Here is a 23,120-nt window from a genome sequence, read left to right on the forward strand (position 1 = left end):
CGTTCTTGTCCTTGTTATTCGTACCGCAGGGCCTGCACCGGATCGAGGCGCGAGGCGCGCCAGGCTGGAAAGATCGTGGCAAGGAAGGAAAGGGCAAGCGCCATGATGACGACTGCGACCGTTTCGTCGGCATTCATATCCGCAGGAAGCTGACTCAGGAAATAAAGTTCCGGGTTGAAGAGCGTCGTCCCCGAGACCCAGGAGAAGAACTGGCGGATCGACTCGACGTTGAGGCAGACGACGACACCAAGGAGCACGCCGGCGATCGTGCCGGCGACGCCGATGGCGGCGCCGGTCATGAAGAAGATTCGCATTACCGATCCGGACGTCGCGCCCATCGTTCTCAGGATCGCGATGTCGCTGCCCTTGTCCTTCACCAGCATGATGAGGCCGGAAATGATGTTCAACGCCGCCACCAGCACGATCAGCGTCAGGATCATGAACATCACGTTGCGCTCGACCTCGAGCGCGGAGAAGAAGGTTTTGTTGCGGTCGCGCCAGTCGGTGATGAAGATCTGCCGGCCGGCGGCATCTTCAATGGGCTTGCGCAAGGAATCGACCGCGTCCGGACGCTCGGCGAAAATTTCGATTGATTGGACGAGGCCCTCAGCATTGAAGTAAAGCTGCGCCTCCTCGAGGGGCATGAAGACGATCGTTGCGTCATATTCCGACATGCCGATTTCGAAGATCGCCGAGACGGTATAGGCCTTGACGCGCGGATTCATGCCCATCGGCGTCACATCGCCATTCGGCGAAGTCAGCGTGATCGTGCCACCGACACGGATGCCCAGTTGTTCGGCCATACGCGAACCGATGGCGACGCCGCTGCCCGACGCGAAGCCGACAAGATCGCCCTGCTGAATGTGCTCCGAGATGGATTTCATCTTCGAGAGGTCGTCGGCACGGACACCGCGAACGAGGGCTCCTGTTGACGCGTCACCCAGCCCTTGGGCGAGAACCTGCCCTTCGACCATTGGGATCGCCATGGTGACGCCGGGGACCGCGGAAAACTTGGTGGCGAGATCGGCATAGTTGGTGAGCGGTCCATCGAGCGGCTGAACGATGATATGGCCGTTCATGCCGAGGATGCGCGAAATAAGCTCGGTACGGAATCCGTTCATCACCGCCATGACGATGATCAGCGTCCCCACGCCCAGCATGATGCCGATGAAGGAAAAGCCGGCGATGACCGAGATGAAGGCTTCCTTCCGTCGCGAGCGCAGATAGCGCCAGGCCACCATGCGCTCGAACGCGCAAAAGGGACGGCTGGAAGGCACACCAGACTGAGCGGCAGCCTGCACCTGGTCTTCCGTCGCCGCGGTCATCTTCGCTTCCTTCGTCCTTTATCTCGTCGCAACCAGCTTGTTGATCGCGGCTTCGATCGTCATCGTCTCGCGCTCGCCGGTCTTGCGCTCTTTGACCTCGACTTCGCCGTTCGCAACCGAACGCGGTCCGGCGATGATCTGAACCGGAACACCAATAAGGTCGGCGGTCGCAAACTTCGCGCCGGCGCGATCATCGGTATCGTCCAGAAGCACGTCGAATCCAGCCTTCCCGAGTCGAGAGTAGAGCGTGCCGCTGGCCGCATCGCAAGCGGCATCACCCGCTTTCATGTTGATGACGACGACATCGAACGGGGCGACCGACTTCGGCCAGATGATGCCGTTTTCGTCGTGCGAGGCCTCGATGATCGCCGGCACGAGGCGGGTCGGACCGATGCCATAGGAACCCATGTGCACGGTGTGCTCCTTGCCGTCCGGCCCGAGCACCTTCGCGCCCATCGCTTCGGAATATTTTGTGCCGAAGTAGAAGATGTGGCCGACCTCGATGCCGCGCGCCGACAGGCGTTCGCCCTCGGGAACAGCGTTGAACGCCGCCTCGTCATGCATTTCCGAGGTTGCCGCATAACGCGACGTCCACTTCTCGAAAATCGCCTTCAGGCCGGCGACATCGTCGAAATTCGTATCCTCTCCCGGAATGTCGAAACCAAGGAAGTCCTTGTGGCAGAAGACTTCGGACTCACCGGTATCGGCAAGGATGATGAACTCGTGACTGAGATTGCCACCGATCGGACCGGTATCGGCGCGCATCGGGATGGCACGCAGGCCCATGCGCGCAAAGGTGCGCAGATAGGCGGCAAACATCCGGTTATAGGCGTGCTCCGCCCCTTCGCGATCAAGATCGAAGGAATAGGCGTCCTTCATCAGGAACTCGCGCGAGCGCATCGTGCCGAAGCGCGGACGGATCTCATCGCGGAACTTCAACTGAATATGATAGAGATTGAGCGGCAGGTCACGATAGGACTTCACGTAGGAGCGGAACACATCCGTGATCATCTCCTCGTTCGTCGGGCCATAGAGCATCGGCCGGTCCTGCCGGTCCTTGATGCGCAGCATTTCCTTGCCATAGGCATCGTAGCGTCCGCTCTCCTGCCACAGCTCCGCCGACTGCAGCGTCGGCATCAGGAGCTCGATCGCGCCGGAGCGGTTCTGCTCTTCGCGAATGATCGCGTTGACCTTGTCAAGCACGCGCTTGCCAAGCGGCAGCCAGGTATAGATGCCGGCAGATTGCTGGCGGATCATGCCCGTCCGCAACATGAGGCGGTGGGAAACGATTTCCGCTTCCTTCGGGTTTTCCTTCAAGATGGGCATGAAAAAGCGGGACAGGCGCATGACGGGTTCCGGAACTTGGTGGACTTCGCACTATCGACGGATTCGGGCGAAATGACGTTGTGCTTCGGCCGCCGTCTTCGCCTGAGCAAGGAGAAGCGGCTTTGCCTTATTGCGATCGTACTCTTGAGTTTCTCCTCCGACACGGCCGGCGGAAAGCATTTCGAGCTCAGCGTTCATAACCGCTTCGCGCGCAGATGAAAACCCTGCCGCAGCGGGAAGAAAACCACATAACAGATGGCATTTGACAGGAAATGCGCAGACTTAGCCTGCGTCAAAAGAGCACGGTAGTAACAGGACGGGGGCGGCTCCTGTCAACGGAAAAAAATTGCCAGACTGTAGCAAAAATGCAAAAAAAGCAGATGACAGCGCCCAATGTTTGAGCTAATTTCGGCTCACAAAACAGGCAAGAAGACCAAATTCTTGCCGAAATTCGCGGTCAAGTCTTGGGAGGATAAGATCTTAGGCGCGCTCGTTCGCTGCCGCCGGAAACGGATTAAAGATCACGCGAAACTTAAAAAACAAGGCTTTACGCCTTGTTTTTTTTTGCTTTTCGCGATTTTCGCTTCACCGAAGCACCTTTGGAATATGTCAATTCTCTGGCTGTCAAGGCGAGGAGCATTCTCTTACGGCCGATGTCCCGGCCTGAATGCCGCCTGCACGTCCCGGAATCGCGAGAAGGCAATTATTCGGCTGCAAATTCGGCGGCGGGCTTTTGCCCGGTGGCACGATTTTTGCCCATCAGCAAATCGAAGTGCCGCAGCGTCCTTTACACATCCTGCGAGCTGCGCTGTGGGACGTGGCAGCCGTTCAGTAAAATTTGGGTGCGAACCGCGGGATGGAATCGATCCCGTATCCCAGTTTGACCGAAACGATGTACCAACCGAGATGAATGGCAGCAGCAATGGTGGTCGTCAGCAGCACGACGCGCAGAGCGCGAAACCGCGCCGGAGCGCTTTCGACACTGCCGGGCACGACATCGTTTTCCTCCGCTTGCGTGCGCACTCCCAGCGGCAGAATGGCAAACAGCGTCAGCCACCAGATGATGAAGTAGATGGCAAGGGTCGAAAAAACGGACATTGCGGGTCTCAATTCTTATCGCTGGATGGCCCTACAGCGCCGCGCCTCTGATCAGATGCGCAAAGGACGCTGTAGCACTTTGAATTGCTGCATGTTTTTATCCTTAAATCGAGTACGATTTAAGGAAACATGCAGTAGCGCCGGCACGCCGAATTACCGCAAGGCCATCGCGTCCGCCTTATAACGCCACTCGGCCCGACCGGCAAATAAGTCGGCCGCGCCCGACTGTCACACCTCTTCCAGTTCGATCAAGGTGCCCTGAAAGTCCTTGGGGTGCAGGAACAGGACCGGTTTGCCATGGGCGCCGATCTTCGGCGTTCCATCGCCCAGCACCCGTGCGCCCGCCTCCTTCAACCGGTCGCGAGCCGCTATGATGTCCGCCACCTCATAGCAGATGTGATGCATGCCGCCTGCGGGGTTTTTCGCAAGGAAGGCAGCAATCGGGGATGCTTCGCCCAGCGGTTCCAGCAGTTCCACCTTCGTGTTGGGGAGTGTTACGAACACGACCGTGACACCGTGTTCGGGAAGCGCCTGCGGCTCGGTGACGTTCGCACCGAGCATCGAACGATAGCTTTCAGCCGCCGCGGCCAAATCCGGCACGGCGATCGCCACGTGATTTACCCTTCCCAACATCGAATGCTCCCTTCCCTCGAAGGCCGAGGCTCCGCAGTGGTTTACGTCGCGTCCTCAGACGAGAAAATCAGACTTTGGTAACAAAGACCGTGACGACCGGCTTCTTGCCCCAGACCTGATTGGCGGTGCTGCGCACGGCGCGGCGAACCGCTTCCTGCAGCATCGCAAGATCCTTCCGCTTTGCCCGAGGAATGCTTTCCACTGCGCCGAGCACCGCGTCGTAGAGCGTGTCATTCATGTCCTCGCCTTCGTCATCGAACTCCGGAAGTCCGATCGGCACGACAACCGGATCACCGAGGAAATCATACCGGTTGTCGAGCACGACGTTGACGGAGACGTGACCGGCGAAGGAAAGCTTGCGCCGCTCGCCGATGCCCATCTCATCGAAATCGCCGATCAGCGTTCCATCCTTGTAGATGCGACCGTGCGGCGCTTCGTCGATCACCTCCGCCGGGCCGGGCGCCAGGCGAAGGATTTTACCATTGCGCAGCCGTGGCACACTGGGGATCCCGGAGTGCAGCGCCAGTTCTGCATGCGCCGTCAGGTGGGCTGCCTCGCCGTGGACGGGCACGACAACCTGCGGCTTGACCCACTGATACATCTGCTGCAGCTCGTTGCGCCGGGGATGGCCGGAAACATGCACCAGCGCCTCGCTGTCGGTAATGATGTGAATGCCCTGCTCGATCAGACCATTCTTGATATCGTTGATCGCCTTCTCGTTTCCCGGAATGGTGCGCGACGAGAACACGATCGTGTCACCGGCGGAAAACGCCACGTTGCGCATCTCATCCCGGGCAATCTTGGCAAGTGCTGCCCGCGGCTCCCCTTGGCTGCCGGTCAGGATCACGACGACCTTATCGCGCGGAATATAGCCGAATTCGTCCTCTGCCAGGAACGGCTTCAGCCCTTCCATCAGACCGAGGTCCCTCGCCACGTCGACGACGCGCTTCATCGAGCTGCCGAGCAGCAGCACCTCCCGGCCCGCTGCCTCCGCCGCTTCGGCGACAGAGCGAATGCGGCCGACGTTCGAGGAGAACGTAGTGATGCCGACACGACCTTCAGCATTGCCGATGATCTTGGCCAGACTTTCGGAAACCTGCTGTTCGGAAGGCGAAACCCCATCGCGAAGCGCGTTGGTGGAGTCGCAGACGAGCGCCAACACGCCTTCTTCGCCAACCTGGCGGAAGCGCGCCTCGTTCGTGATCGGGCCGAGCGACGGTTCGAGATCGATCTTCCAGTCACCCGTGTGGACAACGGTGCCGAGGGGCGTGCGGATGACGAGCGACATCGGTTCCGGGATCGAGTGATTGACGCCAATTGCCTCGATGCTGAAGGGACCGACATTGATCCGGTCACCCTGCTTGAAGATCGTGATCGGAATTTCGCCGCGGCTCTTTTCGAAATCGCGCTTCGCCTCAAGCATGCCGGCGGTGAAGGGCGAGGCATAGACCGGAACGTTGAGCCCCGGCCAAAGGTCGTTCAAAGCACCATAGTGGTCCTCATGCGCATGGGTGATAATGATCGCCTTCAGATTGCGGCGCTCTTCAGCGAGGAAGGCGATGTCCGGCAGGACCAGTTCGACGCCGGGCAGTTCCGGGCCGGGAAAGGTCACACCACAATCAACCATGATCCACTGGCGGTTGCCCGGCCGGCCATAGCCATAAAGGCCGAGATTCATGCCGATTTCGCCGACGCCGCCAAGCGGCAAGAACACCAGTTCTTCTTCTTGCGCCATATCTTTGCGCGCCCCTATTCTTCAATCATCCAAAAAATACATCACCGGCGGCAATCGCCTGCTGCGTGCCGGAGCCAGTGTCGAGCAACAACCTGCCGTCGTGATCAATACCGACAAAGCGGCCCGAAAGCGACCGATCCGGCAGGTTCACGGTGATCACCTCGCCGATCCCGCGCGCCGCTGCACGCCAGAGCTCGATGACCTTGGCGATGCCCGCGCCGCGATACCAGAGCGAGAGCATCTCGGCCACGGCGAGAAACAGGTGGGCAAACAGCTCTTCCGGCGACGCCGACGCTCCTTCACGACGAAGAGACGTCGCAGGATAGAGCGCCCCTTCCGGCGCGATACCGACATTCACTCCGAATCCGATAACCAGCGCCCGGCGGCCATCGGCAAGCTCCTCTCCTTCGAGGAGAATGCCGCAGACCTTCTTGCCATCGACGAGGATGTCGTTCGGCCACTTGATCTCAACCGGCGCCGCGGCCGGCGGCATTACGGTCCGGATCGCCCGGTGCGCTGCCACGGCGACGGCAAGCGGCAGTGAATGCAAGCGCGCGATCGGCGCCGGATCGATGAGAAGCAGCGATGCGTAGAGGTTGCCGGGTTCGGAAACCCATGCCCGGCCACGGCGGCCGCGACCACCCGTCTGGCGCCCGGCAGTGATCCAGAGATTGCCCGGATCACCCTCGCGCGCCTTCTCCAGGCACTCGCTGTTGGTCGAGACGGTCTCGGCGAGCGCGACGTGCCGGAAGTCGTCAGGCGAAATCCGGCCGCCGCCCCTCCCGCCGGTCAAAAGAAGGTCCGGGCCGCAACTTCCGCGGCGCTTCCAAGCGGTCCGCCGATCAGCACGTACCCGAGAACGAACAGACCGGAGAGGCCGAAGACAAGGCGCAGCTCGCCGGCAGTGCGCGCGAATTCACCCTTGGCTTCATCGAACCACATGACCTTGATGACGCGCAGGTAATAATAGGCACCGACGACAGACGCGAGTACGCCGATGATCGCGAGCGCGTAGAGATGCGCCTCGATTGCGGCGACGAACACGAAATACTTCGCGAAGAAGCCTGCGAGCGGCGGGATGCCTGCTAGCGAGAACATCAGGATCGTCAGAGCCGTTGCCATAAACGGATTGGTCTGCGAGAGGCCAGCAAGGTCGTCGATATTCTCGACGTGCTCACCTTCCTTGCGGCGCATGGCGAGAATGCAGGCGAAGGTGCCGAGCGTCATGATCATGTAGATCAGCATATAGAGGATCACGCCGCGCACGCCGGCCATCGAACCGGCCGCAAGACCGACCAGCGCATAGCCCATGTGACCGATCGAGGAGTAGGCCATCAGCCGCTTGATGTTCCTCTGACCGATTGCCGCGAAAGCGCCGAGCAGCATGGAAGCGATCGAGATGAAGACGATGATCTGCTGCCAATCGGCGACCACCGGTTCGAAGGCGTTGATGACGATGCGAACGAGGATCGACATCGCCGCGACCTTCGGTGCGGCCGCGAAGAAGGCGGTGACCGGGGTCGGTGCACCCTCATAGACGTCCGGCGTCCACATGTGGAACGGAACTGCGGAAATCTTGAAGGCAAGGCCCGCGAGGATGAAGACCAGGCCGAAAACGAGGCCCAGCGAGCGACCTTCCGTCGTCAGTGCCACAGCGATCTCGTCGAAACCGGTATGACCGGTGAAGCCGTAGACGAGCGACATGCCGTAGAGCAGCATGCCCGACGACAGGGCACCGAGAACGAAGTATTTCAAGCCGGCTTCGGTCGAACGGATACTATCACGATTGATCGCCGCCACGACATAGAGCGCCAGCGACTGCAGTTCCAGCGACAGGTAGAGCGAGATGAGATCGTTGGCGGAGATCATCAGCAGCATGCCGAGTGTCGCCAGCACCAACAGCACCGGAAACTCGAAGCGGTCGATCTGGGTCGAACGGGCATGGCCGACGGTCATCACCATTGCCGTAATCGAGCCGATCAACGCCAGGACCTTCATGAACTTGGCGAAAGGATCGGAAAGGAAGGCGCCGCCATAGGCCTCACCCTCGCCCGTATTCAGGACGAGCCACAGGCCGGCAATGATTAGCAGTGCGACGGCAAGTCCGGTTACGGTTGGTGTGGACGACCTTTCGCTCGAAAAGACGCCGATCATCAACAGCACCATCGCGCCGGCCGCGAGGATCAGCTCGGGAACCGAGAGTTGCAGGCTTGCAAAGAGGGTTTCAGCAGTCATGTCCAGTCACGTCCTGTGGTCATTGCACCGAAAGCGCAACGTCTTGCGCTGCCTGCAGGGCTGCGGAGTAGTTGTTGACGAGCAGATCCACGGAGGCCGCTGTCGCATCGAATACCGGTGCCGGATAGATACCGAAGAAGATCGTCAGGATCACCAGCGGATAGAGGATAAGCTTCTCACGTGCCGACAGATCGAGGAGCGCCTTCAGGCTTTCCTTCTCGAGCGCACCGAAAATCACCCGGCGATATAGCCAGAGCGCATAGGCGGCCGAGAGGATGACGCCGCTGGTCGCAAACATGGCGACCCAGGTATTGGCGCGGAAGGCACCCACCAGCGTCAGCACTTCGCCGACGAAGCCCGAGGTGCCGGGAAGGCCGACGTTCGCCATGGTGAAGACCATGAAGGCGACCGCGTATTTCGGCATGTTGTTGACGAGGCCGCCATAGGCGGCAATCTCGCGGGTGTGCAGGCGGTCATAGACGACGCCGACGCAGAGGAAGAGAGCGCCCGAGACGACGCCGTGCGACAGCATCTGGAAGATGGCGCCCTGTACGCCCTGCGTATTCGCGGCAAACGTGCCCATGGTCACATAGCCCATGTGCGCCACCGAGGAATAGGCGATCAGCTTCTTGATATCGGTCTGCATCATCGCCACCAGCGAGGTGTAGATGATCGCGATGATCGACAGCGTGAAGACGAACGGCGCGAAATAATCCGAAGCGAGCGGGAACATCGGCAGCGAGAAGCGCAGGAAGCCGTAGCCGCCGAGCTTCAAGAGGATGCCGGCCAGAATGACCGAGCCGGCGGTCGGGGCCTGAACGTGCGCGTCCGGAAGCCAGGTGTGAACCGGCCACATCGGCATCTTCACCGCGAAGGAGGCGAAGAAGGCGAGCCACAACCAGGTCTGCATCTCGCGCGGGAACTTGTAGGTGAGCAGTTCGGTCATGTCGGTCGTGCCGGCCTGCCAGTACATCGCCATGATGGCGAGCAGCATCAGCACCGAGCCTAACAGCGTGTAGAGGAAGAACTTATAGCTCGCATAGACGCGATCCCTGCCGCCCCAGACGCCGATGATGATGAACATCGGAATGAGGCCCGCTTCGAAGAACACGTAGAAGAGCACGATGTCGAGCGAGACGAAGACGCCGAGCATCAGCGTTTCCAGGATCAGAAACGCAATCATGTATTCCTTCAGGCGCTTCTCGATCGTCAGCCAGCTCGCCAGCACGCAGAACGGCATCAAGAGCGCGGTCAGCGGAACGAACAGGACGGAGATGCCATCGATGCCCAGGTGATAGGAGATGCCGGAGCCAAGCCACTCGCGCTTCTCGATCATCTGGAAGCCCGGGTTCGAGGCGTCGAACTGATACCAGATGTAGAGCGACACGGCGAAGGTGAAGATCGTCGTCAGCAGCGATACGTTCAGGATGTTGCGGCGTCCGTAGACGCTGTCTTCCCTTGTCAGCAAGAGAAGCAGAACGCCGACGAGCGGCATGAAGGTGACCGCGGAAAGTACGGGCCAATCGGTCATCAGAAGGAACTCCCGAGCATCATCCATGTAACGAGCGCAGCGATGCCGATCAGCATGGCGAACGCGTAGTGATAAAGGTAACCGGTCTGCAGCCGCACGACGCGATCGGTCACATCGAGAACACGCGCCGCAACACCATTCGGTCCGAAGCCGTCGATCACCCGGCCGTCACCCTCCTTCCAGAGGAAGGTTCCGAGACGCTTGGCGGTACGGACGAAAAGGAAATCGTAGAGTTCGTCGAAATACCACTTGTTGAGCAGGAACTGGTAGAGGCCACGGTGCTGCTCCGCGAGGTACTTCGGCGTCTCCGGCGAGCGGATGTACATGTACCAGGCGGTGTAGAGACCAAGCGCCATGGCCACGAACGGGCTCCACCGCACCCACAGCGGAACGTGGTGGTATTCCTCGAGAATTTCATTTTCCGGCAGCGTGAAGAGAGAGCCCCTCCAGAACTCGACATAGTAATGGCCGAAGAAATAATCGTGGAACAGGAATCCCGCGAAGAGCGCGCCGGCGGCCAGGATATAGAGCGGTACCAGCATCACCTGCGGCGATTCATGGACGTGATGCATGACGTCCGAAGAAGCCCGCGGCTTGCCGTGGAAGGTCATGAAAGTCAGACGCCACGAATAGAAGCTCGTGAACAGAGCGGCGATTACCAGAAGGATAAAGGCGAAGCCGGAGACAGCGCCATGCGAGGCAAAGGTGGACTCGATGATCGCATCTTTCGAGAAGAAGCCGGCCGTGCCGATGGCGGTTCCCGGAATACCGACGCCGGTCAGCGCGATCGTGCCGACGAACATCATCCAGTAGGTGACGGGGATGTGCGTGCGCAACCCGCCCATGTAGCGCATGTCCTGCTCGCCATCGACGGCGTGGATCACCGAACCGGCGCCAAGGAACAGGAGCGCCTTGAAGAAGGCGTGCGTGAAGAGGTGGAAGATGGCAGCGCCATAGGCGCCGACGCCGAGTGCCACGAACATGTAGCCGAGCTGCGAGCAGGTCGAATACGCGATGACGCGCTTGATGTCGTTCTGCACGAGGCCGACCGTCGCGGCGAAGAAGGCGGTGATCGCACCGATCAGGGTGACGACGGTCAGCGCATCCGGCGACAGCTCGAAGAGCGGCGACATGCGGGCGACGAGGAAGACACCGGCGGTGACCATGGTTGCGGCATGGATGAGGGCCGACACCGGTGTCGGGCCTTCCATGGCGTCCGGTAGCCAGGTGTGCAGCAGGAACTGCGCCGACTTGCCCATCGCGCCCATGAAGAGCAGCAGGCAGGTGGCTGTCAGGGCATGCGCCTTGTCGAGCTGCATGCCGAAGAGGTTGATGACCGCCTCTCCTGCGCCTGCCCCGGCAGCCGCTGCCTCGGCACCTTCAGCCGGCAGATAGCTCTGCGCGGCAGCAAAGACGGTCTCGAGGTTGATCGAGCCGAAAAGGACAAAGACCAAGAAGATGCCGAGCGAGAAGCCGAAGTCGCCGACACGGTTGACGATAAAGGCCTTGATCGCCGCAGCGTTGGCCGAAGGCTTCTTGTACCAGAATCCGATCAGCAGATACGACGCCAGACCGACGCCCTCCCAGCCGAAGAACATCTGCAAGAGGTTGTCGGCCGTTACCAGCATCAACATCGCGAAGGTGAAGAGCGACAGATAGGCGAAGAAGCGCGGACGGTTCGGATCGTGGTGCATGTATCCGATCGAATAGACGTGCACCAGCGACGAAACCGTATTCACGACGACGAACATGACCGCCGTCAGCGTGTCGACGCGGAAAGCCCATTCGACATCGAAGCCACCGGACTGGATCCAGCGCAACACCGAGACCTTGATCATTTCCTCTTCGCCAAGCGCGACGTTGAAGAAAACGAGCCAGGACAGCGCGAGCGCGATGAGCATCAGACCACTGGTCACGTATTCGGATGCCTTGGCGCCGATCTGCGTGCCGAGGAGGCCGGCGATCAGGAAGCCGATCAGAGGCAGAAAGACGATAGCCTTGATGATGGTGTCCATAGCCCTGTCAGCCCTTCATCGTGTTGATGTCTTCGACGTCGATCGAGCCGCGGTTGCGATAGAAGACGACGAGAATTGCAAGTCCGATGGCCGCTTCGGCGGCCGCCACCGTCAGAATGAACAGCGCGAAGACCTGGCCGGTGATGTCGTTCAGGAAGGCCGAGAACGCCACCATGTTGATATTGACCGCAAGCAGGATGAGCTCGACCGACATCAGGATGATGATGACGTTCTTCCGATTGAGAAAGATGCCGAAGACGCCGAACGTGAATAGAATGGCGCTAACGGTCAGATAGTGGGAAATTCCGATTTCCATGCGTGTAGTCCTCGACCTAGCGTCCGATTAGATGCCCTGTCCCGGCTTGACCGTGATCACTTCGACGGCTGTCTCGGGTGCGCGGGCAACCTGCCGCGGAATGCTTTGGCGCTTGATGTTCTCGCGGTGGCGCAGCGTCAGCACGATGGCGCCGATCATGGCGACGAACAGCACGAGCCCCGCGATTTGGAAGAAGTAGATGTAATGCGTGTAGAGAACGTCGCCGAGGGCGGCTGTATTGGTGCGTTCGTTTACCGGCGGGATCGGCATCGCGATACCCTTGGCGATTTCCGGCGAGAACGTCGTGCCGCCCACGACGATGATGAGTTCGGCCGCAAGGATCAATCCGATCAGCGCGCCGATCGGCGCATATTCAAGCACACCTGCGCGCAACTCTGCGAAATCGATGTCGAGCATCATGACGACGAACAGGAACAGAACCGCCACCGCGCCGACATAGACGACGAGCAGGATCATTGCCAGGAACTCGGCCCCCGTCAGCAGGAAGAGCCCCGCCGCGTTGAAGAAGGTCAGGATCAGGAACAGAACCGAATAAACCGGGTTCTTCGATGCAATGACCATGAATGCCGATGCCACCGCAATGAAGGCAAAGAGATAGAAAAAAAGAACCTGCAGACCCATGATCGGTGCCTTTTTCGTCTTGCTCGGCGTGAAGGCGCCTGCCCCCACTCCACGGGCAAAGCCGGACATGGTCCGGCCAGAGCCCAATACCTGTTTCACATGCGCCCCTCTTAAGCGGCGCGATACAGCGTCACGCAGATAGCCTCAGCGGTAGGGCGAGTCCATCGCGATGTTGCGCGCGATTTCCCGTTCCCACCGGTCGCCGTTGGCGAGGAGCTTTTCCTTGTCGTAGTAAAGCTCTTCGCGCGTTTCGGTGGCGAATTCGAAGTTCGGTCCTTCGACGATGGCGTCGACCGGACAAGCTTCCTGGCAGAACCCGCAATAAATGCACTTCACCATGTCGATGTCGTAGCGCACCGTGCGGCGCGTGCCGTCATTGCGGCGCGGGCCGGCCTCAATGGTGATTGCCTGGGCAGGACAGATCGCCTCGCACAGCTTGCAGGCGATGCAGCGCTCTTCCCCGTTCGGATAACGGCGAAGCGCATGCTCGCCGCGGAAACGCGGGCTGACCGGTCCTTTTTCGAAGGGATAGTTCAGCGTCGCCTTTGGCCTGAAGAAATAGCGCATGGACAAAAAGAACGCGCCGACGAATTCCTTGAGGAACAGCGAGCTGACGGCTTGCGAAAGACCGGCCATCATTTACCTCCAAACTTGCCGGCTTCAGAGACGCCAGCGGTATGCAGCGAAGCTCGTGCGGACATCAAGCCCACCCCATCAGCTTCAAAACGAATGCGACTATGACGACCATGCCGAGTGAGAGCGGAAGGAAGACCTTCCAGCCGAGACGCATCAACTGGTCGTAGCGGTAACGCGGCACGAAAGCCTTGACCATCGCGAACATGAAGAACACGAACGAGGCCTTCAGTACGAACCAGACGATGCCCGGGACCCAGTTCAGGAACCACACGTCGAGCGGGGGAAGCCAGCCGCCGAGGAACAGGATCGTCGTCAGCGCGCACATCAGGCAGATCGCCGCGTATTCGCCGAGCATGAACATCATATACGGAGTCGAGCCGTATTCGACCATGAAGCCGGCGACGAGTTCGGATTCGGCTTCGGGCAGATCGAAGGGCGGACGGTTCGTCTCGGCAAGAGCCGAGATGAAGAACACGATAAACATCGGGAAGAGTGACAGCCAATGCCAGTCGAGGAACGACGCCGGCAGGCCGATCATCGTTCCGGGGCCGTCGGTCTGCGCAGTGACGATATCCGTCAGGTTGAGCGAGCCGACGCAAAGCAGAACCGTCACGATGACGAAGCCGATCGAGACTTCGTAGGACACCATCTGCGCGGCGGAGCGCAAGGCGCCGAGGAAGGGATACTTCGAGTTAGACGCCCAGCCGCCCATGATGATGCCATAAACTTCGAGAGAAGATATGGCGAAGACGAAGAGGATGCCGACGTTGATGTTCGCGATCACCCAGTTCGCGTTGAGCGGAATGACCGCCCAGGCAGCAAGCGCAAGCGTGACCGAGACCAGTGGCGCAAGAAGGAAGATCGTCTTGTTCGCACCAGCCGGAATGACCGGCTCCTTGAACACGAACTTCAGGAGGTCGGCGAAGGACTGGAACAATCCCCAAGGACCGACCACATTCGGGCCGCGGCGCATTTGCACGGCAGCCCAGATCTTGCGGTCGGCGAGCAGAATGTAAGCGATGAAGACCAGCAGCGCGACCAGAAGCAGCAACGACTGGGCGATCATGATGATCGCAGGCCAGAGATAGGTCGAAACGAAAGCGTCCATGATACTCTATTCCCTCGCGCTCATTCCGCCGCAGCTTTGAAATTGTTGCGTGCCAAAGCCGAGCATTCGGCCATAACGGCGGAAGCGCGCGCTATCGGGTTCGTCAAATAGAAGTCTTTGACCGGAGACGCAAACGCGGATTTCGCCATCTCACCTGCTTTTTGCGCGAGTGCGGCAATTTCATCGCTGTTGCCGGCTGCGATTGCATCGATCTCGGCGAAATGCGGATGCGCCGCGTAGAGTTTCGCACGCAATTCACCAAGCGAATCAAAGGGCAACTTCCGGCCGAGCACATCGGAGAGCGCACGGATGATGGCCCAGTCCTCACGCGCATCGCCCGGGGCGAAGCCCGCGCGGCTGCCAATCTGTACCCGGCCTTCGGTGTTCACCCAGGTCCCAGACTTTTCGGTATAGGTCGCGCCCGGCAGAATGACATCGGCTGCATGTGCGCCGTTGTCGCCATGCGAACCAATATAGACGGTGAGGCCGGTTTTGCGCGTCGAAAGGTCGATCTCATCCGCGCCGAGCAGGAACAGCACGTCGGCGCCGGCGACCATCTCCGCGGCCGACTTGCCGCCCTTGCCTGGGACGAAGCCAAGATCGAGACCGCCGACGCGCGAGGCGGCGGTATGAAGTACGGCAAAGCCGTTCCAGTCCGCGTTAACCGCGCCAACCGCAACCGCGAGCTTTGCCGCGTTGGCGAGGACAGCGGCGCCGCCCTCTCCTGCCAGCGCGCCCTGGCCGACGATGATCAGCGGCCGTTCAGCCTTCTTCAAGGTCGCGAAGAACTTGGCCTTGCCGGAAACGAGTTCGGCAAGCGTTTCGCTTCCCGCGCCGAGATATTCGTATTCGTAGCGCAGCTCGCTCTGTTCGCCGATCACGGCGATCGGGAAATTACCCATGCGGTAGCGCTTGCGGATACGCGCATTGAGCACGGACCCTTCGAAGCGCGGATTGGAGCCGATGATAAGCAGCGCATCGGCGCTTTCGATGCCCTGGATCGTCGGGTTGAAAATGTAGCTGGCGCGGCCGAGCGACGGGTCGAGCGCGGCACCATCCTGTCGGCAGTCGATATTCTCAGAGCCGAGCGACGCGACGAGCTCCTTCAGAGCGTACATCTCCTCGACGGAAGCGAGGTCGCCGGCGACCGCACCGATCTTGTCGCCCGAGGTGTTTGCCACGGCAGCCTTGATCGCCTGGAACGCATCGCTCCAGCTTGCGGGCTGTAGACGGCCATCCTTCTTGACGTAGGGACGGTCGAGACGCTGTGTCTTCAAACCATCCCAGATGAAGCGCGTCTTGTCGGAGATCCACTCCTCGTTGATGTCCTCGTTGACGCGCGGCATGATGCGCATCACTTCGCGGCCGCGCGTGTCGACGCGGATCGCCGAGCCAAGTGCGTCCATGACGTCGACCGACTCGGTCTTGTTCAGCTCCCAAGGACGGGCCGTGAAGGCGAAGGGCTTCGAGGTCAGGGCGCCGACCGGGCAGAGGTCGACGACGTTGCCCTGCAGTTCGGAGGTCATCGCCTGCTCGAGATAGGTGGTGATCTCGGCGTCCTCGCCGCGACCGATGAGGCCGAGCTCGGCAATGCCCGCGACTTCCGTCGTAAAGCGGACGCAGCGCGTGCAGTGGATGCAGCGGTTCATCACCGTCTTGACCAACGGGCCGATGTACTTGTCCTCGACCGCGCGCTTGTTTTCCTGGTAGCGCGAGCTGTCGATGCCGAAGGCCATGGCCTGGTCCTGCAAGTCGCACTCGCCGCCCTGGTCGCAGATCGGGCAGTCGAGGGGATGGTTGATCAGCAGGAACTCCATCACGCCTTCGCGCGCCTTCTTGACCATCGGCGTGGTCGTGAAGACTTCCGGCACCTCGCCGTTCGGGCCGGGACGCAGATCGCGCACGCCCATGGCGCAGGAGGCTGCCGGCTTCGGCGGTCCGCCCTTCACTTCGATCAGACACATGCGGCAGTTGCCGGCCACCGAAAGCCGCTCATGGAAACAGAAGCGCGGAACCTCGGCGCCGGCCTCTTCACACGCCTGAAGCAGGGTGAAATGATCCGGGACCTCGATCTCTTTTCCGTCGACTTTCAGCTTTGCCATCTTCGCACTCAATCCTGTCTTCCGTCCGCCTGCCTCTCGGCGGCAGACAATTCCTTTACAGCCACGCCGCTTGCTGGCGATGGCCGCCGAGGGTCATCGCCTCTTAATCCTTCATCACGCGCCCTTGAGCGCCTTCGCCTGCCCCACCCAATCGTCGCGCAGGATGCGGCCATCGAAGCCGAGTTCCTTATCCAGCCGTGCCACTTCCGCCTCGTTCCAGGCGGCGATGTCGGCAAAGCGGCGAATGCCCCTGGCGTTCAAGAGCTGCTCAAGCTTCGGACCGATGCCGGAAATCCGCTTGAGGTCATCGGCACCGACCAGCTTTTCTGCCTTGGCCGGCGCCTTCGCCTTCGGCTTGGACGCCTTGGAAGACCGCGCCGCAACGGGAGCCGGCGAGGCTTCCGGAGCTTGCTGTACCACCCGCTTAGCCGGTGCAGGCGTTGGCTTCGGCGATGTGGCCTGTGGCTGTTGCGGAACCGAGGTGCCCTTCTGCATCGCACCGACAGCGCCCTGCATGGCGCCGAACATGATACCGGCGATGTGGCTCGAGAGGCCAAAACCAAGTGCCGTTGCGGCGGCGACAGCTGCCGTCGGATGCGCCATCAGCGGGTGCAGCGGAAGGTTCGGCATGTTTTTCATCCATTCGGCCATGCCGAACGGATCGGCCGGGTCGACGCCGAGGGATCGCGCAAATGGAACGACTACGTCGGCCTTTTCCATGCTCTGTCCATCCTTACGTGTCCCGGCCATCGGTCGTTACTCCGCTGCTTCGAGCACCGCGCCGTGTGACGTGGCGTTGCGTGTGTATTCGTCGATGCGCTTTTCGATCTCCGGACGGAAGTTGCGGATGAGGCCCTGGACCGGCCAGGCGGCCGCATCGCCAAGCGCACAGATGGTGTGGCCCTCGATCTGCTTCGTCACATCGAAAAGCATGTCGATCTCGCGCTTCTGAGCGCGACCTTGCACCATGCGTTCCATCACGCGCCACATCCAGCCGGTACCCTCGCGGCACGGAGTGCATTGGCCGCAGCTCTCATGCTTGAAGAATGCCGAGATGCGGGCGATCGCCTTGATGATGTCGGTGGACCTGTCCATGACGATCGCGGCGGCGGTACCGAACGACGACTTGACCTCGCGCAGGCCGTCGAAGTCCATCGGGCAGTCGATGATGTCTTCAGCCTTGACGACCGGGCACGATGCACCGCCCGGAATGACGGCCAAGAGGTTGTCCCATCCGCCGCGGATGCCGCCCGCATGCTTTTCGATCAGCTCGCGGAACGTGATGCCCATCGCCTCTTCGACGGTGCACGGCTTGTTGACGTGACCGGAGATCATGAACAGCTTCGTGCCGACATTGTTCGGGCGGCCGATGGAGGAGAACCAGCTGGCGCCGCGACGCAGGATGGTCGGCGCTACCGCGATCGATTCGACATTGTTGACGGTGGTCGGGCAGCCGTAGAGACCCATATTTGCCGGGAACGGCGGCTTCAGGCGCGGCTGCCCCTTCTTGCCCTCGAGGCTTTCGAGCAATGCGGTTTCTTCACCACAGATATAGGCGCCGGCGCCGTGGTGGACGTAGATGTCCATGTCCCAGCCGTGCTTGTTGTTCTTGCCGAGCAGACCCGCGTCATAGCATTCGTCGATCGCCGCCTGCAGCGCCTCGCGCTCGCGGATATATTCGCCGCGCACGTAGATGTAGGCGGTGTTGGCGCCCATGGCGAAGCTCGCGACCAGACAGCCTTCGATCAGCGTATGCGGATCGTGGCGCATGATGTCGCGATCCTTGCAGGTGCCGGGCTCCGACTCGTCGGCGTTGACCACCAGATAATGCGGCCGTCCGTCGCTTTCCTTTGGCATGAACGACCACTTCAGCCCGGTCGGGAAGCCGGCGCCACCGCGCCCGCGAAGGCCGGAAGCCTTCATTTCGTTGATGATCCAGTCGCGGCCCTTTTCCAGGATTTGCTTGGTGCCATCCCAGTGTCCGCGCGCCATCGCGCCCTTCAGGGACTTGTCCTTGAGGCCGTAGAGATTGGTAAAGATGCGGTCTTCATCTCTTAGCATGGTTCACCTCTTTACCGCGGCTTCTTGCCGAAAACCTTGATGTATTCGGCTTCGCCGCCCTTGGCGAGCGCCTTGGCCTGCTTGACCCAGTCATCGCGCTCTATGCGGCCCTTGAAATTCAGATATCCGTCGACCCATTCGCGCTCGGCCTTCTTCCAGGAGGCAATCTGCACAAAGGTGTAGATGCCGAGTTCGTGCAGGGTGCCTTCGATCTTGGGGCCGACGCCCGAGAGCAGTTTGAGATCGTCGACCGTCGCCGGCTTCTCGATACCGGCCGGGCGGTTCTTGTCCTCGAGAGACGGCCGGCCCGTTACCGCAGGCTTGGCCGGCTTGGACTTGTCGACGGTCTCACCTTCGATCTTGGCGATGGCGGCCGCCTCTTTCCTCGCGGTCACCGGCGTCTTCAATGTCGGATTGGTAACGGCGCTTGCGGTCTTCGCCCGCGCAGCATTCGCCGGCGGTATGCTGACGGCCGGCTCGCTCGAGGCCTTCTTCCGCCGACCAGGGTTAGCCTGTGCGGGGCTATTTGTAGTCGCCGAATCCAGCGCCAACAATGTCGTCGGACCGCCAATGGGCGCGGAATAGACGCGATCGATCTGCGGGCCTGGCGTGACCTCTGCCCCCTTACCTGCTTCGAAAGTGTCGATGATCTGTTCCAAGCGCTCAGGCGTCAGGTCTTCGAACGTGTCCTTGAAGATCATCACCATCGGTGCGTTGACGCAGGCACCCTGACATTCGACCTCTTCCCACGAGAGAGTGCCGCTTTCGTTCAGAGTGAAGGGCTCCGAAGCGATCTTCCTCTTGCAGACCTTGATCAGGTCCTCGGCGCCGCGCAGCATGCACGGCGTCGTTCCGCAAACCTGCACGTGCGCGCGCGTGCCGACCGGCTTCAGCTGGAACTGCGTGTAGAAAGTCGCAACTTCGAGAACGCGGATATAGGGCATGCCAAGCATGTCTGCGATCGACTCGATCGCCGCCTTCGTTACCCAGCCGTCTTGCTCTTGAGCGCGCATCAGCAAGGGAATGACCGCCGACTGCTCGCGGCCCTTCGGATATTTCTTGATCGTTGCCTTGGCCCAGGCAGCATTCTCTTTGTTGAACGCAAAGCTCGCTGGCTGGACAGTGTCTTCGGCTAGTCGACGAACGGACATTCTAGTGGACACCTTATCAGTTAATCGAACCGCACCGCGACTTCGCTACCGAGACGAATTCGCAGGCATAGGCTGACTGGTCTTTCTGCAAAAATACGATGTAGCGCGTGCCGTTGGCGACCGCGGCCTTGATCTCATAGCCCCTCGACAGGAGCGCGGATATGGAGCCGCCGCGCAAAGCCTCGGACGACGCACTGGTCACGTTCTCCTGGGCCAGGGCTGCAGAAGTGAACGCAAGAAGCCCGAGAACGGCAAGCGGCGCCAGACGCATTAGCGGTCTACCTCGCCAAAAACGATATCCAGGGAGCCCAGCACGGCCGAGACGTCGGCGAGCTGGTGTCCGCGACAGATGAAGTCCATGGCCTGCAGATGCGCGTAGCCCGGGGCGCGAATCTTGCACCGGTAAGGCTTGTTCGAACCATCGGAGACTAGATAGACGCCGAACTCCCCCTTGGGCGCTTCGACCGCGGCGTAGACTTCGCCGGCCGGCACGTGGTAGCCCTCGGTGTAGAGCTTGAAGTGATGGATCAATGCTTCCATCGAGCGCTTCATCTCGCCGCGCTTCGGCGGCACGATCTTGCCATCCATCGAAGAGACCGGCCCGACCTTAGCGTCGCCGAGCAGACGGTTCACGCATTGGCGCATGATCCTCGCCGACTGGCGCATCTCGATCATACGGATCAGGTAGCGGTCGTAGCAGTCGCCGTTCTTGCCGATCGGGATATCGAACTCGAGATCGGAATAGCATTCATATGGCTGTGCGCGACGCAGGTCCCAGGCGGCACCCGAGCCGCGCACCATGACGCCGGAGAAGCCCCAGGCCCAGCAATCCTCCAGCTTGACGACGCCGATATCGACGTTGCGCTGCTTGAAGATGCGGTTTCCAGTGAGGAGTTCGTCGATATCGTCGACGGTCTTCAGGAACGGATCAATCCACTTGCCGATATCCTCGACGAGCTGATGCGGCAGATCCTGGTGCACGCCGCCCGGCCGAATATAGGCCGAGTGCATGCGGGCGCCGCAGGCGCGCTCGTAGAAGACCATCAGCTTCTCGCGCTCTTCGAAACCCCAGAGCGGCGGCGTCAGCGCACCGACGTCCATCGCCTGCGTTGTCACGTTGAGGAGATGCGAAAGGATGCGGCCGATTTCCGAGTAAAGAACACGGATAAGCTGGCCGCGGATCGGCACTTCCGTCCCCGTGAGCCGCTCCACTGCAAGCGCGAAGGCATGCTCTTGGTTCATCGGCGCGACGTAGTCGAGCCGGTCGAAATAGGGTATGGCCTGCAGATAGGTCTTGGCCTCGATCAGCTTCTCGGTGCCGCGATGCAGAAGGCCGATATGCGGATCGACGCGCTCGACGATTTCACCGTCGAGCTCAAGCACGAGACGCAGAACGCCGTGCGCCGCCGGATGCTGCGGACCAAAGTTGATGTTGAAGTTGCGGACGTTATGTTCGGTCATACCGATTGCTCCAGGCCGGATGGCGTCCTCGCTGGACCGCCACGGGCCGACTTAAATCACCGTGACTTCGCCTTCTCGTCGCCGGGCAGGACGTATTCCGTCCCCTCCCACGGCGAAAGAAAATCGAAGTTGCGGAATTCCTGCTTCAGCTCGACGGGCTCGTAGACGACCCGCTTGGCCTCGTCGTCGTAGCGCACCTCGACGAAACCGGTCAGCGGGAAGTCCTTGCGCAGCGGATGACCTTCGAAACCGTAGTCCGTCAGGATGCGGCGCAGATCCGGATGCCCGGTGAAGAGGATGCCGTACATGTCATAGGCTTCCCGCTCGAACCAATCCGCACCCGGATAGACCGAAGTGGCAGAAGGTACGGGGTCGCCGTCGGCGGTCGCGACCTTGACACGAACACGCAGGTTCTGGCGCGGCGAAAGCAGATGATAGACGACGTCGAAACGATCCGGCCGTTGCGGGTAGTCGACACCGCAGACATCGATCAGGCTGACAAAACCGCACTGCACGTCGTCGCGCAGGAAACTCAAGAGCGCAATGAGGTGCTCGGCCTTCACCGTCAGGGTCAACTCGCCGTACTTGATCGCCGAATCGGCGATCAGCGCACCCCGCATCTCGCGCAGATAGGAGGCAAGCTCGTTCAGGGCTTCACTCATCTTAAGACTCCTGCCCTTAGCGCTCGATCGTGCCGGTGCGGCGGATCTTCTTCTGCAGCAGAAGCACGCCGTAGAGCAGCGCTTCTGCCGTGGGAGGACAGCCTGGCACGTAGATGTCGACGGGTACGACGCGGTCGCAACCGCGCACGACCGAATAGGAATAGTGATAGTAGCCGCCGCCGTTGGCACAGGAGCCCATCGAGATGACATAGCGCGGCTCCGGCATCTGGTCGTAGACCTTGCGAAGCGCGGGCGCCATCTTGTTGGTGAGCGTGCCGGCGACGATCATGACGTCGGACTGGCGCGGCGAGGCGCGCGGCGCGAAGCCGAAACGTTCGGCGTCATAGCGCGGCATCGACATCTGCATCATTTCGACGGCGCAACAGGCAAGACCGAAGGTCATCCACATCAGCGATCCGGTGCGGGCCCAGTTGATCAGCTCGTCGGTCGAGGTAACGAGAAAGCCCTTGTCGGCGAGCTCGTTGTTGATCTCGCCGAAGAAAGCGTCATTGCTGCCGATCGGCTTGCCGGTCGAGGGATCGATGATCCCCTTCGGCTGCGGCGCAACGAGCGCGGTGCCGGATGTTAGTTCCATTCCAGCGCTCCCTTCTTCCATTCATAGATAAAGCCGACCGTCAGCACCAGGAGGAAGACCATCATCGACCAGAAGCCGAACCAGCCCATTTCCCGGAACGAGACAGCCCAGGGGAAGAGGAACGCCACTTCCAGGTCGAAGATGATGAAGAGGATCGACACGAGATAGAAACGGACGTCGAACTTCATGCGGGCGTCGTCAAACGCGTTGAAGCCGCATTCGTAGGCCGACAGCTTTTCCGAATCGGGCGCCTTGAAGGCGACAGCAAAGGGGGCGACCAAGAGTGCGAGGCCGATCACAAGCGCGATTCCAATGAAAATCGCGATCGGAACATAGGAACCGAGAAGTTCAGTCATTGTTATCCGTCCCTGCCTGCGGGAAAGCGCCGGAGAAGAAGCGCTAAAACAACAAATCTCGCAGGCCGAAAAATATGTTGCAACGCCAGAGTGGTTAGCGCAGCCCGCGCCCGCGCGCAAGCCTTCAAGGGG

22 protein-coding genes are annotated in these 23,120 nt (G+C 60.6%); all 22 read right to left on the reverse strand.

Going from position 1 to position 23,120, the window contains the following annotated elements; translation table 11 throughout:
* Nucleotides 1-14: 14 nt before the first annotated feature.
* The 22 genes from PZN02_RS19180 to PZN02_RS19285 all read right to left on the reverse strand — a co-directional run bounded on the left by PZN02_RS19180 (nucleotide 15) and on the right by PZN02_RS19285 (nucleotide 22,988).
* Nucleotides 15-1,325, reverse strand: coding sequence for a lipoprotein-releasing ABC transporter permease subunit (locus tag PZN02_RS19180; protein WP_280659484.1), 1,311 nt, complete (start codon nucleotides 1,323-1,325; stop codon nucleotides 15-17).
* Between the two features lie 18 nt (nucleotides 1,326-1,343).
* A complete protein-coding gene (gene proS, locus PZN02_RS19185; protein WP_280659485.1) occupies nucleotides 1,344-2,672 on the reverse strand; it encodes a proline--tRNA ligase in 1,329 nt (442 codons plus the stop codon).
* Nucleotides 2,673-3,479: 807 nt separating this feature from the next.
* Nucleotides 3,480-3,749: a DUF1467 family protein gene (locus tag PZN02_RS19190; protein ID WP_280659486.1), complete on the reverse strand. Its 270-nt coding sequence runs from the start codon at nucleotides 3,747-3,749 to the stop codon at nucleotides 3,480-3,482.
* A gap of 228 nt (nucleotides 3,750-3,977) precedes the next feature.
* Entirely contained in the window at nucleotides 3,978-4,382 is a 405-nt protein-coding gene (gene mce / locus PZN02_RS19195; protein WP_280659487.1) for a methylmalonyl-CoA epimerase, read from the reverse strand.
* 67 nt (nucleotides 4,383-4,449) lie between these two features.
* Entirely contained in the window at nucleotides 4,450-6,117 is a 1,668-nt protein-coding gene (locus tag PZN02_RS19200) for a ribonuclease J (RefSeq protein ID WP_280659488.1), read from the reverse strand.
* A gap of 25 nt (nucleotides 6,118-6,142) precedes the next feature.
* A complete protein-coding gene (locus tag PZN02_RS19205; RefSeq protein ID WP_280659489.1) occupies nucleotides 6,143-6,910 on the reverse strand; it encodes a biotin--[acetyl-CoA-carboxylase] ligase in 768 nt (255 codons plus the stop codon).
* A complete protein-coding gene (nuoN, locus tag PZN02_RS19210; RefSeq protein WP_280659490.1) occupies nucleotides 6,907-8,352 on the reverse strand; it encodes an NADH-quinone oxidoreductase subunit NuoN in 1,446 nt (481 codons plus the stop codon). Before nuoN ends, PZN02_RS19205 begins: the two co-directional genes overlap by 4 nt.
* Before the next feature lie 19 nt (nucleotides 8,353-8,371).
* Nucleotides 8,372-9,883 carry an NADH-quinone oxidoreductase subunit M gene (locus PZN02_RS19215; protein WP_280659491.1) on the reverse strand — a complete coding sequence of 504 codons (1,512 nt, stop codon included), beginning with the start codon at nucleotides 9,881-9,883 and terminating at the stop codon, nucleotides 8,372-8,374.
* Nucleotides 9,883-11,898 (reverse strand): NADH-quinone oxidoreductase subunit L, encoded by a 2,016-nt coding sequence (nuoL, locus tag PZN02_RS19220; protein ID WP_280659492.1) that lies wholly within the window; start codon nucleotides 11,896-11,898, stop codon nucleotides 9,883-9,885. Before nuoL ends, PZN02_RS19215 begins: the two co-directional genes overlap by 1 nt.
* Nucleotides 11,899-11,905: 7 nt before the next feature.
* Nucleotides 11,906-12,214 carry an NADH-quinone oxidoreductase subunit NuoK gene (gene nuoK, locus PZN02_RS19225; RefSeq protein ID WP_136504285.1) on the reverse strand — a complete coding sequence of 103 codons (309 nt, stop codon included), beginning with the start codon at nucleotides 12,212-12,214 and terminating at the stop codon, nucleotides 11,906-11,908.
* A 27-nt stretch (nucleotides 12,215-12,241) separates the two neighbouring features.
* Nucleotides 12,242-12,856: an NADH-quinone oxidoreductase subunit J gene (locus PZN02_RS19230; RefSeq protein WP_280661551.1), complete on the reverse strand. Its 615-nt coding sequence runs from the start codon at nucleotides 12,854-12,856 to the stop codon at nucleotides 12,242-12,244.
* A gap of 144 nt (nucleotides 12,857-13,000) precedes the next feature.
* On the reverse strand, nucleotides 13,001-13,492 hold the full coding sequence (gene nuoI / locus PZN02_RS19235; protein ID WP_012707628.1) for an NADH-quinone oxidoreductase subunit NuoI: 492 nt from the start codon (nucleotides 13,490-13,492) through the stop codon (nucleotides 13,001-13,003).
* A 64-nt stretch (nucleotides 13,493-13,556) separates the two neighbouring features.
* Complete coding sequence (gene nuoH / locus PZN02_RS19240) at nucleotides 13,557-14,600, reverse strand: NADH-quinone oxidoreductase subunit NuoH (RefSeq protein ID WP_280659493.1); 1,044 nt, start codon at nucleotides 14,598-14,600, stop codon at nucleotides 13,557-13,559.
* Nucleotides 14,601-14,620: 20 nt separating this feature from the next.
* The gene (nuoG, locus tag PZN02_RS19245) at nucleotides 14,621-16,702 is read right to left on the reverse strand and encodes an NADH-quinone oxidoreductase subunit NuoG (RefSeq protein WP_280659494.1); all 2,082 of its coding nucleotides are present in this window, start codon (nucleotides 16,700-16,702) and stop codon (nucleotides 14,621-14,623) included.
* A gap of 114 nt (nucleotides 16,703-16,816) precedes the next feature.
* A complete protein-coding gene (locus PZN02_RS19250; RefSeq protein WP_280659495.1) occupies nucleotides 16,817-17,452 on the reverse strand; it encodes an NADH:ubiquinone oxidoreductase in 636 nt (211 codons plus the stop codon).
* A 6-nt stretch (nucleotides 17,453-17,458) separates the two neighbouring features.
* Nucleotides 17,459-18,763, reverse strand: coding sequence for an NADH-quinone oxidoreductase subunit NuoF (gene nuoF / locus PZN02_RS19255; RefSeq protein WP_280659496.1), 1,305 nt, complete (start codon nucleotides 18,761-18,763; stop codon nucleotides 17,459-17,461).
* Nucleotides 18,764-18,774: 11 nt separating this feature from the next.
* A complete protein-coding gene (locus PZN02_RS19260) occupies nucleotides 18,775-19,914 on the reverse strand; it encodes an NADH-quinone oxidoreductase subunit E (protein WP_280659497.1) in 1,140 nt (379 codons plus the stop codon).
* 16 nt (nucleotides 19,915-19,930) lie between these two features.
* Nucleotides 19,931-20,185: a hypothetical protein gene (locus tag PZN02_RS19265; RefSeq protein ID WP_280659498.1), complete on the reverse strand. Its 255-nt coding sequence runs from the start codon at nucleotides 20,183-20,185 to the stop codon at nucleotides 19,931-19,933.
* Complete coding sequence (locus PZN02_RS19270) at nucleotides 20,185-21,375, reverse strand: NADH-quinone oxidoreductase subunit D (RefSeq protein ID WP_280659499.1); 1,191 nt, start codon at nucleotides 21,373-21,375, stop codon at nucleotides 20,185-20,187. The genes PZN02_RS19265 and PZN02_RS19270 overlap by 1 nt, the downstream gene beginning before the upstream one ends.
* A 56-nt stretch (nucleotides 21,376-21,431) precedes the next feature.
* Complete coding sequence (locus PZN02_RS19275) at nucleotides 21,432-22,037, reverse strand: NADH-quinone oxidoreductase subunit C (RefSeq protein ID WP_280659500.1); 606 nt, start codon at nucleotides 22,035-22,037, stop codon at nucleotides 21,432-21,434.
* 16 nt (nucleotides 22,038-22,053) lie between these two features.
* Complete coding sequence (locus PZN02_RS19280; RefSeq protein WP_280659501.1) at nucleotides 22,054-22,632, reverse strand: NuoB/complex I 20 kDa subunit family protein; 579 nt, start codon at nucleotides 22,630-22,632, stop codon at nucleotides 22,054-22,056.
* Complete coding sequence (locus tag PZN02_RS19285) at nucleotides 22,623-22,988, reverse strand: NADH-quinone oxidoreductase subunit A (protein WP_136504274.1); 366 nt, start codon at nucleotides 22,986-22,988, stop codon at nucleotides 22,623-22,625. Before PZN02_RS19285 ends, PZN02_RS19280 begins: the two co-directional genes overlap by 10 nt.
* Between the last annotated feature and the right edge of the window lie 132 nt (nucleotides 22,989-23,120).

The sequence above is a fragment of the Sinorhizobium garamanticum genome, from assembly GCF_029892065.1.
Lineage (GTDB): Bacteria > Pseudomonadota > Alphaproteobacteria > Rhizobiales > Rhizobiaceae > Sinorhizobium > Sinorhizobium garamanticum.

Excerpts from the sequence above, each read along its gene's own strand:
- nuoH (WP_280659493.1), bottom strand. The coding sequence starts at position 14,600 with ATGGACGCTTTCGTTTCGACCTATCTCTGGCCTGCGATCATCATGATC.
- nuoF (WP_280659496.1), bottom strand. The coding sequence starts at position 18,763 with ATGCTAAGAGATGAAGACCGCATCTTTACCAATCTCTACGGCCTCAAG.
- PZN02_RS19200 (WP_280659488.1), bottom strand. The coding sequence starts at position 6,117 with ATGGCGCAAGAAGAAGAACTGGTGTTCTTGCCGCTTGGCGGCGTCGGC.
- PZN02_RS19230 (WP_280661551.1), bottom strand. The coding sequence starts at position 12,856 with ATGGGTCTGCAGGTTCTTTTTTTCTATCTCTTTGCCTTCATTGCGGTG.
- PZN02_RS19260 (WP_280659497.1), bottom strand. The coding sequence starts at position 19,914 with ATGTCCGTTCGTCGACTAGCCGAAGACACTGTCCAGCCAGCGAGCTTT.
- nuoN (WP_280659490.1), bottom strand. The coding sequence starts at position 8,352 with ATGACTGCTGAAACCCTCTTTGCAAGCCTGCAACTCTCGGTTCCCGAG.
- PZN02_RS19250 (WP_280659495.1), bottom strand. The coding sequence starts at position 17,452 with ATGGCCGGGACACGTAAGGATGGACAGAGCATGGAAAAGGCCGACGTA.
- PZN02_RS19275 (WP_280659500.1), bottom strand. The coding sequence starts at position 22,037 with ATGAGTGAAGCCCTGAACGAGCTTGCCTCCTATCTGCGCGAGATGCGG.
- proS (WP_280659485.1), bottom strand. The coding sequence starts at position 2,672 with ATGCGCCTGTCCCGCTTTTTCATGCCCATCTTGAAGGAAAACCCGAAG.
- nuoK (WP_136504285.1), bottom strand. The coding sequence starts at position 12,214 with ATGGAAATCGGAATTTCCCACTATCTGACCGTTAGCGCCATTCTATTC.
- PZN02_RS19285 (WP_136504274.1), bottom strand. The coding sequence starts at position 22,988 with ATGACTGAACTTCTCGGTTCCTATGTTCCGATCGCGATTTTCATTGGA.
- mce (WP_280659487.1), bottom strand. The coding sequence starts at position 4,382 with ATGTTGGGAAGGGTAAATCACGTGGCGATCGCCGTGCCGGATTTGGCC.
- nuoL (WP_280659492.1), bottom strand. The coding sequence starts at position 11,898 with ATGGACACCATCATCAAGGCTATCGTCTTTCTGCCTCTGATCGGCTTC.
- PZN02_RS19190 (WP_280659486.1), bottom strand. The coding sequence starts at position 3,749 with ATGTCCGTTTTTTCGACCCTTGCCATCTACTTCATCATCTGGTGGCTG.
- PZN02_RS19265 (WP_280659498.1), bottom strand. The coding sequence starts at position 20,185 with ATGCGTCTGGCGCCGCTTGCCGTTCTCGGGCTTCTTGCGTTCACTTCT.
- PZN02_RS19180 (WP_280659484.1), bottom strand. The coding sequence starts at position 1,325 with ATGACCGCGGCGACGGAAGACCAGGTGCAGGCTGCCGCTCAGTCTGGT.
- PZN02_RS19215 (WP_280659491.1), bottom strand. The coding sequence starts at position 9,883 with ATGACCGATTGGCCCGTACTTTCCGCGGTCACCTTCATGCCGCTCGTC.
- nuoI (WP_012707628.1), bottom strand. The coding sequence starts at position 13,492 with ATGGCCGGTCTTTCGCAAGCCGTCAGCTCGCTGTTCCTCAAGGAATTC.
- nuoG (WP_280659494.1), bottom strand. The coding sequence starts at position 16,702 with ATGGCAAAGCTGAAAGTCGACGGAAAAGAGATCGAGGTCCCGGATCAT.
- PZN02_RS19280 (WP_280659501.1), bottom strand. The coding sequence starts at position 22,632 with ATGGAACTAACATCCGGCACCGCGCTCGTTGCGCCGCAGCCGAAGGGG.
- PZN02_RS19270 (WP_280659499.1), bottom strand. The coding sequence starts at position 21,375 with ATGACCGAACATAACGTCCGCAACTTCAACATCAACTTTGGTCCGCAG.